At 40.8% G+C, this 14,298-nt stretch carries 14 protein-coding genes and 2 tRNA genes; 6 read left to right on the top strand and 10 right to left on the bottom strand.

Annotated features, from left to right (window positions below; all coding sequences use genetic code 11):
- Positions 1–11 precede the first annotated feature (11 nt).
- From AAFN85_RS05330 to AAFN85_RS05310, 5 genes are all read right to left on the bottom strand, one after another.
- Positions 12–737: an alpha/beta hydrolase gene (locus AAFN85_RS05330; RefSeq protein ID WP_347525952.1), complete on the bottom strand. Its 726-nt coding sequence runs from the start codon at positions 735–737 to the stop codon at positions 12–14.
- 251 nt (positions 738–988) lie between these two features.
- Positions 989–1,918 carry an RNA polymerase sigma factor gene (locus AAFN85_RS05325; RefSeq protein ID WP_347525951.1) on the bottom strand — a complete coding sequence of 310 codons (930 nt, stop codon included), beginning with the start codon at positions 1,916–1,918 and terminating at the stop codon, positions 989–991.
- Positions 1,918–2,667: an SDR family oxidoreductase gene (locus AAFN85_RS05320; protein WP_347525950.1), complete on the bottom strand. Its 750-nt coding sequence runs from the start codon at positions 2,665–2,667 to the stop codon at positions 1,918–1,920. The genes AAFN85_RS05325 and AAFN85_RS05320 overlap by 1 nt, the downstream gene beginning before the upstream one ends.
- 328 nt (positions 2,668–2,995) lie before the next feature.
- Positions 2,996–3,069 (bottom strand) — tRNA-Pro (locus tag AAFN85_RS05315).
- A gap of 96 nt (positions 3,070–3,165) precedes the next feature.
- A tRNA-Pro gene (locus AAFN85_RS05310) sits at positions 3,166–3,239 on the bottom strand.
- A 367-nt stretch (positions 3,240–3,606) separates the two neighbouring features.
- On the opposite strand from AAFN85_RS05310, the gene AAFN85_RS05305 reads away from it, so the two are divergent.
- Entirely contained in the window at positions 3,607–4,143 is a 537-nt protein-coding gene (locus tag AAFN85_RS05305) for a DinB family protein (protein ID WP_347525949.1), read from the top strand.
- Here AAFN85_RS05305 and AAFN85_RS05300 read toward each other — a convergent pair.
- Positions 4,117–5,529, bottom strand: a complete 1,413-nt coding sequence (locus tag AAFN85_RS05300) for an MFS transporter (protein WP_347525948.1) — start codon at positions 5,527–5,529, stop codon at positions 4,117–4,119. The genes AAFN85_RS05305 and AAFN85_RS05300 overlap by 27 nt on opposite strands.
- Before the next feature lie 126 nt (positions 5,530–5,655).
- On the opposite strand from AAFN85_RS05300, the gene AAFN85_RS05295 reads away from it, so the two are divergent.
- Both AAFN85_RS05295 and AAFN85_RS05290 read left to right on the top strand, forming a co-directional pair.
- Entirely contained in the window at positions 5,656–6,144 is a 489-nt protein-coding gene (locus AAFN85_RS05295; RefSeq protein WP_347525947.1) for an Lrp/AsnC family transcriptional regulator, read from the top strand.
- A gap of 166 nt (positions 6,145–6,310) precedes the next feature.
- The gene (locus AAFN85_RS05290; RefSeq protein ID WP_347525946.1) at positions 6,311–7,408 is read left to right on the top strand and encodes a hypothetical protein; all 1,098 of its coding nucleotides are present in this window, start codon (positions 6,311–6,313) and stop codon (positions 7,406–7,408) included.
- A gap of 152 nt (positions 7,409–7,560) precedes the next feature.
- On the opposite strand, the gene AAFN85_RS05285 is transcribed toward AAFN85_RS05290, so the two are convergent.
- From AAFN85_RS05285 to AAFN85_RS05275, 3 genes are all read right to left on the bottom strand, one after another.
- On the bottom strand, positions 7,561–8,094 hold the full coding sequence (locus AAFN85_RS05285; protein ID WP_347525945.1) for an AidA/PixA family protein: 534 nt from the start codon (positions 8,092–8,094) through the stop codon (positions 7,561–7,563).
- A 557-nt stretch (positions 8,095–8,651) separates the two neighbouring features.
- Positions 8,652–9,452 carry a hypothetical protein gene (locus tag AAFN85_RS05280; RefSeq protein ID WP_347525944.1) on the bottom strand — a complete coding sequence of 267 codons (801 nt, stop codon included), beginning with the start codon at positions 9,450–9,452 and terminating at the stop codon, positions 8,652–8,654.
- Between the two features lie 52 nt (positions 9,453–9,504).
- A complete protein-coding gene (locus AAFN85_RS05275) occupies positions 9,505–10,176 on the bottom strand; it encodes a hypothetical protein (protein WP_347525943.1) in 672 nt (223 codons plus the stop codon).
- A 480-nt stretch (positions 10,177–10,656) separates the two neighbouring features.
- Here AAFN85_RS05275 and AAFN85_RS05270 point away from each other — a divergent pair, with 480 nt between their 5' ends.
- Both AAFN85_RS05270 and AAFN85_RS05265 read left to right on the top strand, forming a co-directional pair.
- A complete protein-coding gene (locus AAFN85_RS05270) occupies positions 10,657–10,848 on the top strand; it encodes a hypothetical protein (protein WP_347525942.1) in 192 nt (63 codons plus the stop codon).
- A gap of 94 nt (positions 10,849–10,942) precedes the next feature.
- Positions 10,943–12,730 carry a sensor histidine kinase gene (locus tag AAFN85_RS05265; protein ID WP_347525941.1) on the top strand — a complete coding sequence of 596 codons (1,788 nt, stop codon included), beginning with the start codon at positions 10,943–10,945 and terminating at the stop codon, positions 12,728–12,730.
- Here the strand turns inward: AAFN85_RS05265 and AAFN85_RS05260 are convergent.
- Complete coding sequence (locus AAFN85_RS05260) at positions 12,725–13,363, bottom strand: response regulator transcription factor (protein ID WP_347525940.1); 639 nt, start codon at positions 13,361–13,363, stop codon at positions 12,725–12,727. The genes AAFN85_RS05265 and AAFN85_RS05260 overlap by 6 nt on opposite strands.
- 196 nt (positions 13,364–13,559) lie before the next feature.
- Between AAFN85_RS05260 and AAFN85_RS05255 the strand changes: the two genes are divergently transcribed.
- Positions 13,560–14,204 carry a hypothetical protein gene (locus AAFN85_RS05255; RefSeq protein WP_347525939.1) on the top strand — a complete coding sequence of 215 codons (645 nt, stop codon included), beginning with the start codon at positions 13,560–13,562 and terminating at the stop codon, positions 14,202–14,204.
- Positions 14,205–14,298: the final 94 nt, after the last annotated feature.

Raw genomic sequence — 14,298 nt, 5'->3', positions numbered from 1 at the left:
TTGTTGCCGCATTACGAATTTAAAATTGCCTGCGCTAATGCATCAGGATTTTCAACATTGGGTACGTGCCCGGTACTAAGTGAAAGCGACTTACCAATGCCAATTTGTTCAATTAAATTTCGTTGTGCCGTTTGTGAAAGAACCTTATCGTGCTCACAAACGATATATGTTTTGTCAATTTTACCAAAAGCATTTGCAGTGGTTTCAACTGCCGCAAAAAATGGCTGGGTGGCCTGATGCACTAAATTTGGTGCAGCTTCCGCGATTTGCTGAGCAGAGGCTTTATTGTACACTACATTTTTAAGGGTTTCCTCATTTACAGTAGCCCAACTCTTGTCTTCTGCAAAGATCAGGTTTTGCAAAAGCTGGCTTTCTGTATCGGCATTAACTATATCAAACACAGTTTTTCCTTCGTACGGGATCATAGCAGATATGAATACCAGTTTTTCAATTTTTTCAGGTATCTCTTCTGCTACCTGCGCAACTACGAACCCTGCTAAACTGTGCCCTACCAAAACAACGGGTCCATCCAGTTTCAGGATCTCATTTTTAACTTTTTGAACATAGGCTTCAAGCGAAACATCTTTGATTTCAGTCTTGTCCTTGCCATGTCCAGGCAAGTCGAAAGTAATTACTTTCGCGCCTGATTCTTCTAATATTTTCTTGGTCTTATCAAATGACCATGCACCGTGCCATGCCGCATGCACCAGCACGAATGTTTTTTCTGAATTTTTCATTTATTGATTATTTTAAATTGTTGGGCGCAAATTTCTTGCTCCTACATATTTTTCTAAATGGACAATTGTCGCTATACAGTGGATTTTTGGAAAACGAAGGCGTATGCTGTACAGAAAGAATTTGCGCCGTAATAAAGCAAGCAAGTTGATCAACCTCTATTACAAATAGATTTTTAGTGAAGAATACGTCAAACCAACAAAACAACCAGCGAAGGCGCTAAGAGAGTGTTATACGATCCCTTCAGTTTAACTTAGGTGTTTAAAATTAATTTGATGAAATCGTTATTGAAAATCTCTTCAACTATTTTTTGGGAACTAACCGGCTCTTGTAAGGGGTGTTGCTGAAAAACATCCTTGTTTAAGTCTTCAATTGTATGTGAAATTGGCAAGGCGTTGTGTGCTGATACGTCGTAAATTTTTTTCTTATAACGGGTATTGAACACCAAATTGTTAGGGTCTACAAAACCTGCTTCAATGTATGCCCGTGTCTTTTTCGCACACCTGCATGGGTTGGCCTTATTTACTAATCCACATCTTTCATTCATCCAATTATATAAATCCTGCCTTGCTCTCATTAAACGGATCCGAAAATTACCTGCCGAGATCCCTAAAATTTCAGAACCTAAATTGTGATCAATTTCAAACATTTCTCCAAGAATATAGATCATTCTTTGTTCTCTGTCGAGGCAGAGCAGCATTCCTGCTGTGCAATTGATCCTGATCTCTTCTATTGATCCGGCAAGCTCATTTTGTTCATTAGTTGTAAGGGTATGATCAGGAATCTTATCAATCGAATCAAAGTAGGTTTCAAAATCAGTTGTTTGTAATTTAGCCTTACTATTTTTAGTGTTTAAAAAATGATTTACCGTAATTCGGTAAAGCCAGGTCCTGAATTTGCTTTTGCCTTCAAATTTAGTCAAAGCCGTAATGGCCTTAATAAATACTTCCTGCGTTAAATCTTCCGCATCTTCAACACTCTTTGTCATTTTTAAGGCAAGATTATATATAAATATCTGATGCCTGATGATCAAATTTTGTAACGCCTTTTTATCGCCACTAACAGCCAATTTAACCAGGTCTGAATCCACCTGATCGGTATAATTGAGTTGAAAAGGATTGTCCATATGATAAGATAAAGCCAACTGGAAACGATAACGTTTACAGCTGGCTATTTTATACATTAAATTTGATTTATACCGCCATCTACCGCTATTTCATGCCCTGTAATATACGAGGCATCACTTGAAGCAAGGAATAATACTGCTTTTGCCACTTCTTCCGGCTGTCCAAATCTTTTTAGTGCTGTTTGGTTGGTTATTGCTTCGGCAGCACCTTGCAGAATATCATCCGGCAATCCAATTTTGCCCCAAAAAGGCGTTCCTATCGGGCCTGGACTTACCGCATTTACCCTTATTCCCCTCGGTGCAAGTTCGGCACCTGCAACGCGTACAACTGAACGGAGCGCAGCTTTGCTGGCACTCAATAAACTACTTCCACCAAAGCCAATTTCATTTAACCAGGAGGTAGTAATAATTACAGAAGCGTTTGGGTTTAAGTGTGCAATAGCCTTTTGCAAAGAAAAATACGCCCCTTTTAGGTTTACACTGATCATGTCGTCGAAAAAGGTTTCTGATGTGTCGGCAATTGGTGCCAGTTTTCCTTGTCCTACGTTTACAAAAACGATATCTATTCCGCCAAATTTTGATTTTGTTTCGGTGTATAATTTTTCCAGATCAGAAAGATCATTTACATCGCCTTGAATCCCGCAACTCTGAGCACCCAGCTCTTTTGTCGCTTCGTCAAGTGCCTGTTGATCTCGCCCGAAGATGACAACCTTTGCTCCATTTGCAATAAATTCTTTAGCTGTTGCTAAACCGATACCACTACTACCGCCTGTTATTACGGCTACTTTGTTTGTTAATTTTTCCATTTTTTTAAAGCTTGATAGCAACCTTATTGTTACTGTAATTTTTGACAGGCAAAAAATAGTCGTGTTACAAAACTCTATCAAACGTATCCCAGGCTGAGCGATTTGCCCGTTTATTTGGAACACTACAAAGGGCAGCAAAATCAATCAAAGTAAATAAATAACAAATTGATTATCATTTATTTAAGAATACTTCTGCATTAAAAAACAAAAAGAGATTTAGCGCACCGAATAGGGTACATTTTTTTTGATATAACTTGAAAAAATTGAGGTAAAAACAAAAAAGCCTCTCAAATTACTTTGAAAGGCTTTTTACTTGGTATCGCTTTAGTCGGGATGGCAGGATTCGAACCTGCGGCCTCCACATCCCAAATGTGGCGCGATACCGGGCTACGCTACATCCCGTTTGGCTTTCGCCGGGTATTTCATTCTTCCCAATCAGAAAATAAAACCCTTTAAACTTTCGATTTAAAGGGTTTTTGATACTTGGTATCGCTTTAGTCGGGATGGCAGGATTCGAACCTGCGGCCTCCACATCCCAAATGTGGCGCGATACCGGGCTACGCTACATCCCGTCTCCCTGATTGGGTGTGCAAAAGTAGGATTTTAAATCAAGTTGCAAAATTTTTTTTCAAAGAATTTCCTTACAATTTCGTAACATACTCATTAGCAAAATTTTTGATGCTAATTTTTTTTCATCATCGAAGTATCCTACTATAAACTTCTGCTCAAACACTAAAAAACAGTTAGTGTTATTCAATTACAGGTGTAATAAAAGAAGGTTTAGTGCAAAACAGCGATAACACAAAACCTTTGTGCCTTAGCGTCTCCGCGCGGAATGAAACTTCACGTGTCGCAAAAGCCCCCTCAATATGGCACAAACACTAAGGCAAAGCCACTTGTTTTTCCATCGACATTTGTATCAACAAACATCAAAACATTATGGAAACTTCATCAATAGCCAACAATCAGGAACAAGCCCGCGCAACTATAAAAGCCGAATTTGAAAAAACAGCTTCTTCCCTGTTAAATACCCTGGCCGACATACGCCCGGAGCAGATCAACATTAAACCAACAGAAACCAGCTGGACAGCGGGGCAGGTAGCTGAGCATGTATTTAAATCGGTAGTGGGCATACCGCCATTGTTTGCGGGCAACACCGAAGCCGTACAACGAGATCCTGCCGAAAAGGAACAAACGCTGAAAGATATTTTTCTTGATTTTAATGCCCGATATAAATCGGCCCCTAATATTGTCCCCTCAAATGACCCGCATAAAAAAGCGGAAGTGATAGCTGCATTGGAAGTCGTTATCCCTCAAATAAAGGAGGTCATAGATACTCAAGATCTGTTTGCCCTCTGCACCAGTGTTGAAGTACCCATGCTTGGCAAAATGACCAAACTGGAATGGCTTTACCTGGTTTGCTATCATACCCAAAGGCATGTTCACCAGTTAAAAAACATCATGCAGGCTTTGTAATACCTCTAATGGGGCCTCAGCTTTGCTTGCCGCATTTTTTGTTTGGTAGATGATGAGCCAAAGCAAACCAATAAGCGCGTAAACAGCCAGTATAGCCAATGATAAAACACTTACCGAAGCACCGGCATTACCCTTATCCATAAACAAGGTAAGTATCGACAGGCCTACCCCCGCCCCTAAAAAGTAAGTGGTTGTGCCCATGCTTGATGCCAGGCCATAATGCTGTTTCGGGATATTTTTTACAGCAAGTACCGATAAACTCGTAAAGCAGATGGTCATCCCTAAACCGGATATAAACGCGGCAGATAATAACAGCAAAGGAAGCGAGTACCCGGCTAAAACAGCGCCAATTAAAACCAGTCCGCCGCATAGCATACAAACCATGCCCAATAGGCCGGTTTGTTCTGTAGAGAGACGCTTCATAATGCTCGGAAGCATAAATTTGGCCACAACCGCCGATAGTATGCTGAACGGCACCAACAGTAGCCCCGCCTTTGCAGAACTGTAATGCAGATCCTTTTGCATCAACAGCGAGATCACAAATAAATACCCTGTAAAAAACGCACCCAGTAATATAAAAACACCGTTGGCCGTGATGATAGATGGCGTGCTAAAAACCTTCAGATCAATAAGAGGATTATCACGGCGGGTTAGCCTGAGATACAATATCCTCATACATAATGCTACACCTAAACCGCAAAATACAATAACCGAATATTGCTCTTCAATATCGCCCAATTGATGTACACCGTAACTCAGCATCAGCAACCCGGCAACCAATAACAGGCCTGAAAACAGATCTGGTGATGGTTGTTTTTGCTTGGGCGCATCATCGGCAAGGTAAAACCAGCCTAATACAATAATGACAGCCAGTATAGGCACATTCATCAGGAAAACCCAATGCCAACCCAGATAAGTGCTGATGATGCCTCCTATTGATAACCCGCTCCCCGAACCAACTGCCGCGAACGAACTGAAGATGCCTATAGCTTTGCTCCGCTCCCGCTCTTCAACAAAAGTGTGCGTTACTATTGAAAGTGCTGATGGCATGATGAGCGCCGCCGCTAAACCCTGCGCCGCCCTTGATAAGGCCAGCATTAAAAATGTACCGGACAAGCCTGCGCTTAACGAGGTAAGCAGGAACAATATAGCGCCCGCGATGAACGTTTGCCTCGGCCCTTTAACATCCGATAGTTTGCCACCGATGATCAGGAAACCGCCATACAGCAACACATATAAAGTTTGCAACCATTGTACCCGATCGTTACTCACTAAAAACTGTTTCTGAATTGCAGGAATGGTGAGGTTAATAATAGCTATATCCAACGCTTCGACAAATACCGCCAACGAGGCGATGATCAGGATGCTGTTCTTCTTCAATGTCATATTATACCCATTTTGTCCTTACAAAACTATACCAGTAGAAATTAACAACATTATTTATTGTAAATTTGGAACAAAACAAAAACAAAGCGTCATTTAAAAGAACAAACATATCATCATCCTTAAATTATGTCAGCCCAAACAGAACAAGAAAAAGCAGGTATCCAGCTTGATGAAAAAGACCGTGAAATTTTACGCCTGCTGGAACACGACGCCAAACTAACCGTGCGCGAGATAGCCGTAAAAATAAACCTCAGCCCTACCCCAACCCACGAAAGGATCAAGCGCCTGGAAAAATCCGGCGCGATAAAGCGCTACACCGCCATATTAGATAAGCGCATACTTAACAAACGTATTATGGTACTCTGCATGGTGACCCTGCGTGAACACAGCCGCAAGGCCGGTGCCGATTTCATTAACGCCGTGCTTGAATTTGATGAGGTTATTGAATGCTACAATATCTCTGGCGATTTTGACTTTATGCTCAAAATAGTATCCGAAAGTATGGATAGCTACCACTCGTTTTTTGTGAACAAGTTGAGCGAGGTTAAAGGTATAGGCCATTCAAAAAGCACCTTTGTAATGGATATTATTAAAGAAACCACCCATTTACTATAATAGTAAATGCATTGATGCGTTAAATGCGCTGTATAGCAGGAATTAATCGAGTCAATTTTTTTGTTCGTCGATTGATGACTTTTGTACAATAAACTTATTATATTTTTGAAAACAACTATTGGAGGCCTTATCCCGTATTTATTATTGACCGTTATAACGGATTTATATGGCAACAAAACATTTACTATCAGCACCAAAATTATTGGGTTGTTTATTGATCATTTTAATTTTTAATTCCTGTAAAAAAGATAAAACCACAACGCCACAAGTTGCAACCGTAAACCCGGTTACATTGGGCTTGTATGAATACTCCAGTGGGGTAAATAAACGTATCTTTTTGCCAGTTACACAGGTGGGCACCAAAACAGTCACCTATTATACGGTGTTTGATACAGGCTCATCGGGCATGACATTAGATGCCACCGGCATTTTACCTGCATCAATGATCACATCATCTGGGATCCAGGTTACCGGTGACTCGGTAGTAGTTAGCGGCATCACCGTTACAAAAAAAACAGGGACCATTAGTTTCGGTGATAACATCAGTTCGACTAAGGAATATGGTAACCTTGCCTACGCAAACATCACCATCGGCGATCAACTTGGTAACCTTACCCTAAAAAGGGTACCGTTTTTCCTTTATTACAAAATAGTTGATGGCGACGGAAACCAGTTAACAGCCCACTCCAGCGATGTTTTCGGAGTTGGCCCAGGCACAAGTTATGTCACCAGCGAAATACAAAGTCCCCTGCAAAATTTCGTCACGGGCAGCAACCTTACCAGTGGTTTTAAATTGGCTACATTAAATAAAAGCATGTTTAGTTCGGCAGGGAATTATGTTTCCGATCTGTTAACTATCGGGCTTAAAAGTACCGATCTGTCATCATCGGGCTTCATCATGCATGGGCTTACAAAATTCCAAACCGGTGGATATTCGCCAAATATACCTGCTACGATAGCCTACAGCGGCAAAACAATTTCGGGCAATATCCTTTTTGATACCGGCACCCCATCAACCACCGTAATTGAAGATAAAACGGCTACTAACGCTATAGGTGCCCTGCCAACAAATTCAACAGTAACCATAACCACCAACCAGGGCTTTACTTATACTTACACCACAACAAGCACAGCTAACCTCACCGAGGTGCAAAACCCTAACAATACGGGCGATACACGTACTATTTTTAGCCTGGATTTTTTCATCAGCAATGAATACCTTACTGATTACACTAACCATAGGATAGGTTTGAAGAATAATTAGAGAATTTTAAATTAAACTAACAACGGGGCTACCTTATAAAAAGGCAGCCCCGTTTTGTTAACCCCTGTTTCAAGTAAGCCTTTAAACAGCCTATTGAGGTAAATGATAAGAGATAGGTTTATAACGGTTTTTAAATAACCGGATGCCTCCGCTTAATTAACTTTAATAAATGGGTCCCAAAGAAAGTAGCCGATAATCTGCCCGTTTGAATTATTTACCAATGTAAACGACAAGGTATACTGAATGGTAACGCCAATTTGCAGTATAGTGCCAGATACGGTACTTACCTGGTTAATGAATTTAGTTGGAGTACTTGCCGGCGGATTACCGGTAGCTAAATAAGAATAAGCCTGGCCGCTGGCATATGATAACGGAGTGTTGATAGCACTTGATGGATTAAACGATGAACCGTACAAATAAGGCGTTTGATCAAAATTGTTATCAAATGTGGTTATTGCCCACTCAACAGTGTCACCACCGTTGGCGCTGATCTGTAATTCCGAGTCGCCCTGGGTGCCGTTGGTTACATAGCTGTTGGGTGCTATCATTGATATATAAACGTCTGATGTGGTATACGAACCCAAATTGGTTGGTGAACCCGCAGAGCCTGCTGAAAGGCTACCGTCTGCTACTTGTGAGGCTAATGAAGCGCCGTCTACAGCGATTAGTACATTAATTGTTGCCATGATTTAGATGTGTGTTTTTCCTACTCGTTTGGCTTTTCGGATTACGCCCCTGCAATACTGCCTTTACAGGTAGACCCGTTTTTTTGTGTGGTAGCTGATTTCCACATTTCGAGTACTCAAACAGTAAATCAAAAAACATTAACCATTTGGGTTGATCTTTTTAAATGGTTCCGTTTTAGGTTTGTTGGTTTAATACTAAAATGAAATTCCCGGGGTATCATTTTCTATGTAAAGGTAGCGGGGGCAGTAAGGCAGTTCAAGCGTATATATACCGCTTTAATAATTTACGTATAAGTACATATTATTTCATTATTTAACCCATATGAAACTTAAATAATAATGTAGTAGCTTAAAATTGTCGTTTATTGAATTATTGGATATTGAAGAGAGCAGAAAGGCAGAAACGAAGAAGCAAGAATAAAGAGATGAGAATAAAGAGGCAATAATAAAGAAACAGAGAGAAAACGTGCTTTCTTAGTTAACACCCATTATCGCGAAGTACAGAAGTAGCCATGCAAAGTATTTTGGAACTTCGCATGGCTTATATAGTAGAGTTACTATTTTTTATTGCTGATCTCGGTAACCGCTGTACGGCGGGTAGCGGTATAAACTACACCATTAACCATTTCGTACCCGGTAGATACACTTTGCGAATAGCGTTTTAACACCACGCCGGTATTATTATCTATCAGCATAGTACCATTAATACGGCTGTTTAAACTTCCGCCTAAAACAGATACCTTATAAGTAATAGTTGTTGTTAAACTGCTGATAGCGTAAATAGTGTAATTGGTTTCGGCGTTTGCTGTTGTGGCTTTCCAGGTATATCCTTTTTTAAGCGATGGGTTTATCGTAAAATTAACCATAAACTGCAAAGTGTTGCCGGTAACCAAATTTTCGGGTTGGATACCCGCAAATGACAACAAGGTATCACTTGCTGCAACAGGCCTCTTAACAGTTAGGATATCACCTTTGTTATTTACAGAAACGCTTGCCTGCGCGTTCACTATTTTTTGCAAACCTGTTTGGATAATTGAATTTGGATCGATAGGTCGGCCCGAATGATAAACCATGTTCTGATTCATGGCGTTAATGGTATCGATCAATTTATCGGTGCTTATAGTAAGGGATGCTCCCCGTTCGGAGGCCTCGGTTACTTTATAGCTTTTAGTTGCTATTGAAACAGAACTAACATGCAGCGTTTGGCTGCCGCGTTGTAAAACGCAATTTGATTTTGCAATGATCTGTCGTTGAAATTCATCTCCCTGCTTAAACCTAACTTGCCCGTAGGTAAAGCCACTAATAAAAACGGCAAGGACGATCAATATATATTTTAACTCGGTTGGGGTAGTTTTCATTTTGATGACTTTGTGATAATGCCGGTTTTTACAACCTCATTATGCCATTGTATTATTTCCTTCGCGGAGCGTGAGATTTACTTCCTTTTGTTGCTTTGTTGTTTGGTCTGGTGCTTTTATCATCGGCAGGCATTACCAGTTTAAAGGTTATGCTTTCCGGAATTAGCGGTACCGACCATGGCGCAACATCTTCCGGATTTAAAGAAAGCGGAAACGCGTCGAAAACGCCAGGCATTACCGGTATGGAGCCTTTTGAAGTTGCCGACACTGACGAAGGTGTTGGCGCAACAGGGGCGGGTGGTAATTCGGGCGATTCGGGAAGCGGTAAATCAATTAATGTAGATGATGTAACCGAGGCATCTTTAACATTTTGCTTGGGCAAAGGCGGCGCTTCTGGAGCATCTGGCGAAGGAATTGGCGGCAAACCGGGCAGGCCGGTTATCACTGGCAGGTCGGGCGTACTTACCGGCGGCGGCGTTGTTGATATCGCCGCCAGTACAGGAGCCTGTACTGGCGAAACCGCGGGCTGCGAAACTACCTGAACATCGGTAATGTTTAGGGACGCCTGTTTATTGGCCGCCCCGCTTTTATTGGCATTACCTTTATTAATAGTGCCGGGGGTTAAAGGCGGCGGCACATTCCAGTCGGACTGGTTATTACGTGTTTGAGCTACCGTTCGATTGGCGCAAACGGCCATAGCTGCCAAAAGTAAAATTGGTATCAATCTATTTCGGCCTCTGATCCTTTCAGGTTGACGAAACATATATGGTGTTTTCATTAATTAATCATTGTGGTTTATGTTATAAACCGGGCGGTTTTGTACTTATACGTTAAAGGTTAAACAGGTTACAAATTATGGAAATTAATAACGGTTAAATGCTTTCCGTAAACTTACCCGTTGCCGGGTATTTAAAGTTAATTCTTTTTATCAATTGACAGCCGCGCAGCTTTAATGGCAGGTATTACCATTATCCCCGAAAGTGCTTTCAGAAAAACCCATAGGATAGCCCCTTATAAATACTTTGTAAAGCTAAGACTTAAGGCACGACGTTAAAATACCAACTGCTTTGTATTGTGCACCCTTCAAGTACTCGCTAAAATTGCTTTATCAAATTAAACCAAAACATCCGGCTAAATAAACTTTGCAATAGGCAAAACACTAAGGCAAATTATTCTCCGGGTTTTTACTTAAAACAACAAGATCATGGAAAGTAATTTAAATTACCTGTTAGGCTGTGTATCATTAACCTTTGTTGGTTTATCAACTATGTATAAATACAAATTTAATAAACTTAAAGGCACAGGACGTATCCCCAACATATTAGGTGCAAAGCAGCGCCAAATAGTATTTTTTGTATTGGCTATCCTATCGGCGCTCATCATGGTCATTTCTTAGATCAATACACCGAGACCATTTAACACCGGCAATATCCCAACTATTTGAAGGTAACATGCAATTTGTTAACTTTAGCCGGGCCATATCCCTGTACATGAAATATATATTATCACTTTTGCTGGGTTTGGCCATGCTGCCATGTTTCGGTCAAAACATTGATAGTTTAAAAGAAATAGTATCCGGCAAATCATCGGCACAAAACCGGCTTAAAGCCATCACGCTTATCATTGACCGGTCATCGCCAAAAACACAAACAGATCTTATTCCTATTGCGGTAAAAGGTTTAGGCCTTGCCTCACAATTAAAAAAGCAAGCAACGGCCGCTTTTTTATTAAAAACTATAGGAAACTGCTACTACCAGGGAGGTCGAAACGATTCGGCCGCCCATTATTACAATGCAGCTACCGAAGCCTTTTGGGGGCTACATAATCAAGATTCATTAAGCACTCAATATACCGAACTTGCAAATTGCTTTATTAAGTTAAAAAATCATAACAAAGCTATTGAGCTTTATAATAAGGCTTTATCTGTTGCTCCTAAAACAGGTTCGCGCCAGCAATTTATGGCAGCGCTAAGCCAGCTTGCATCGTTATATGAAACTACCGGAAATTACCACGAAGCGTTGAGCCTTTTCAGGCAATCTTTTGATATCAGCGATTCGTTAACGCTTGCAGAAAAAACCAAAGAAAACACATCCGAAGCTTACAGCCACAATTTTATGGGCGATGTGATGGGCAGCATCAAGCAAAAAAATGAAACCGAAGCCGAGATCTTAAAAACCATCGAAACCAAACGATCGCTAAACGATACCCTTGCCCTATCCATCAATTACTTTAACCTGGGCATTTTATATAAAAATAAAAGGATGTACGGCCCGGCGCTCAACGCGTTGCAAAACAGCTTACAATTTGCAGCCCAAATTCACTATACCGATATACAAAGCAGCGCGGCAAATGAAATTGCCGATCTGTTTGAACAACAAGGCGATTATCAGCAATCGCTTGTTTATTTAAAAAAGCACATGGCCTTAAATGCGCTAAGTAACAGTGCCGATTCAAAAACAGTTGATGAGCTGCAAACCAAATACGAGATAACGCAACGGGAAGATCAGGTACTAAAGCAGCAGTTTGAAATAACCAAACGTAATTATTGGATGGCAGGCATTTTCATCTTTATCCTGCTAATGCTGTTTGCCGGTGTTTTATATTACAAGCAACTTAGGTTACGACAACGCAACGCGGCCATGCAGGCTATAATTGCAACCGAAGAAAGCGAACGGAGGCGAATTGCCCAAGACCTTCATGATAGTGTGAGCCAAATCATGTCGGCAGCTAAGATCAATTTAACCGTAATTGGCGATGAACTGCCCTTTGCTAACGACGATCAGAAAAACCGGTTTAAAAAAGCGATAGACCTGGTTGATCATGGTTTTAAAGAAGTACGCACCATATCGCACAATATGATGCCATGGGCATTGCACAAAACCGGGCTGGCGCAGGTAATTAAACAATTTATAGCCAATATAGATACCGGCCTCATAGCCTTCAACTTTTTCAGCAAAGGTTTCGACGCACCTTTTGATGACACTACCGAGATCATTTTATACAGGGTATTGCAGGAGAGTATTAACAATGTGATGAAACACGCCAATGCCGATAGGCTTGATATTTCATTAATACGAACCGATGAAGATATCAGCCTTACAATTGAAGATAATGGAAAAGGATTTGATACCGGCAATCCTGAGGTTTACAGCGGCATGGGGTTAAACAACCTTAAATCGCGCATTAACTTTTTAAAAGGTAAGGTTGAGTTTATATCCGAACCTGGAAAAGGCACATTGGTATCGGTGTATATCCCGCTCGGTAGTAAACCCCTATAAGTTATGTTGCAGGATAAACCGGGTAAGTTCTACCGGGTTTTTAAGATTTAGCTTTTGCATTATGTTTTTCCTGTGCGTTTCAACAGTATAAATGCTCAGGTGCAGATGATCTGCCATTTGCTGATTGGTATAGTTTTGCTTGATAAACTGCAGCAGCTCCAATTCGCGTTTGGTAAGCTGAAATTGCTTTAAAAACAGATCGGGCTCGTTAAATCCCGAATTGGCAACTTCTTTTTTATGAGGAAAGCAAAACTCACCGTTGTTTACATTGCGCATCACGGTTAATAACTCTTCCTTTTCGGCGTTTTTAAATAAGTACCCGTTTGCCCCCTCGGTTTTGGCCTTTTCAATTAAATGCTCTTCATTATAGGTAGATAGCATGATCACTTTAACTTTGGGATAGTACGCCCTAATGCGCTTAAGCACTTCAAAACCATTAATACCCGGCATATTGATATCAAGCAGTACCAGATCAGGAATCTGGTTGCCGTGTAGCAGTTGCAAAACCTCTTTACCGTTGGCTGCTACATTTAGCACCTCAATACCCGGCTCGCTCTGTAGCAACATGCAAAGTCCGTTTATAAATAAAGTATGATCATCCGCAATGATCACTGATAGTTTTGGGGCTGTCATTTAATTGGTATTAACGATGTAAATCTATGCTTTATCCGCGGGAGCAGAAATACCAACTGCTTTGTATTGTACAGCTTTTTTTGCCTCGCTAAAATTGTATCAATAAAACCAATTAACAATACGCGGGCATTACCAGGGCAAAACCAACACCTAAAGTAAGCGGGGCCTGCTATTATAACCTATAAGCACTACAATCATGTACTATATTATCTGTACAATTATAATAATGGTGTTTTGCATAACAGCATTAACTAACAGCAACACTACCGAAAGGGAGTTTTTTTTTCCCGTACCCAAACCACCCTCGCCCCAAACGCCCAAGGCGGCCACCGAGTGTACTATAAAACGTAGTGTTGAGCCTCGTTTCGAGATCATAACCTCCTTAGGCGGAGATAAACAAAACAATTTGTGTGTTAAAGCCATCCCTATAGCCCTTTTGGCTCCGCGCGGGATAGATAAACAAGTAAAATTGAACCAATATTATAGCGCAAACAGTTTAACTAATACGGAACAAGTACGATCGGGCTATTTTACAGACAAAACAGTTTCGGTAAGAAAAGATATAGCCACAACATCTGATAACAGATCATGCACGGTATCTCATATGGGGCACCACCATAAACCAACCGCCAGCCCAATTTTCCTGCTCACTTTAATTATACCCGTAACCCCATTTTTTTTAACAAACACTAAAAACGACATTGTACGGCGCGTAAGCACCACAGCTGATCAATCGTTACGTCAGCTTCGTTACGTGATATCGCAACCAGGTATAAATAATGAATGGATTTACCGAAGAGTTTTAAAACTAAGATCTCAACATGAAAAGATCAGGATATAGCTTATTTAGTTATTGAATGGGGCTAAACAACCATTTACTTACTATTTTTTTTAACCATTGCGTTTAATAACTACTCCATAATGACACCTACCGC

The sequence above is a fragment of the Mucilaginibacter sp. CAU 1740 genome (assembly GCF_039839285.1).
Taxonomy (GTDB): domain Bacteria; phylum Bacteroidota; class Bacteroidia; order Sphingobacteriales; family Sphingobacteriaceae; genus Mucilaginibacter.
Note: the sequence above shows the minus strand (reverse complement) of the source record. Positions and strands in the feature narration are given on the sequence as shown.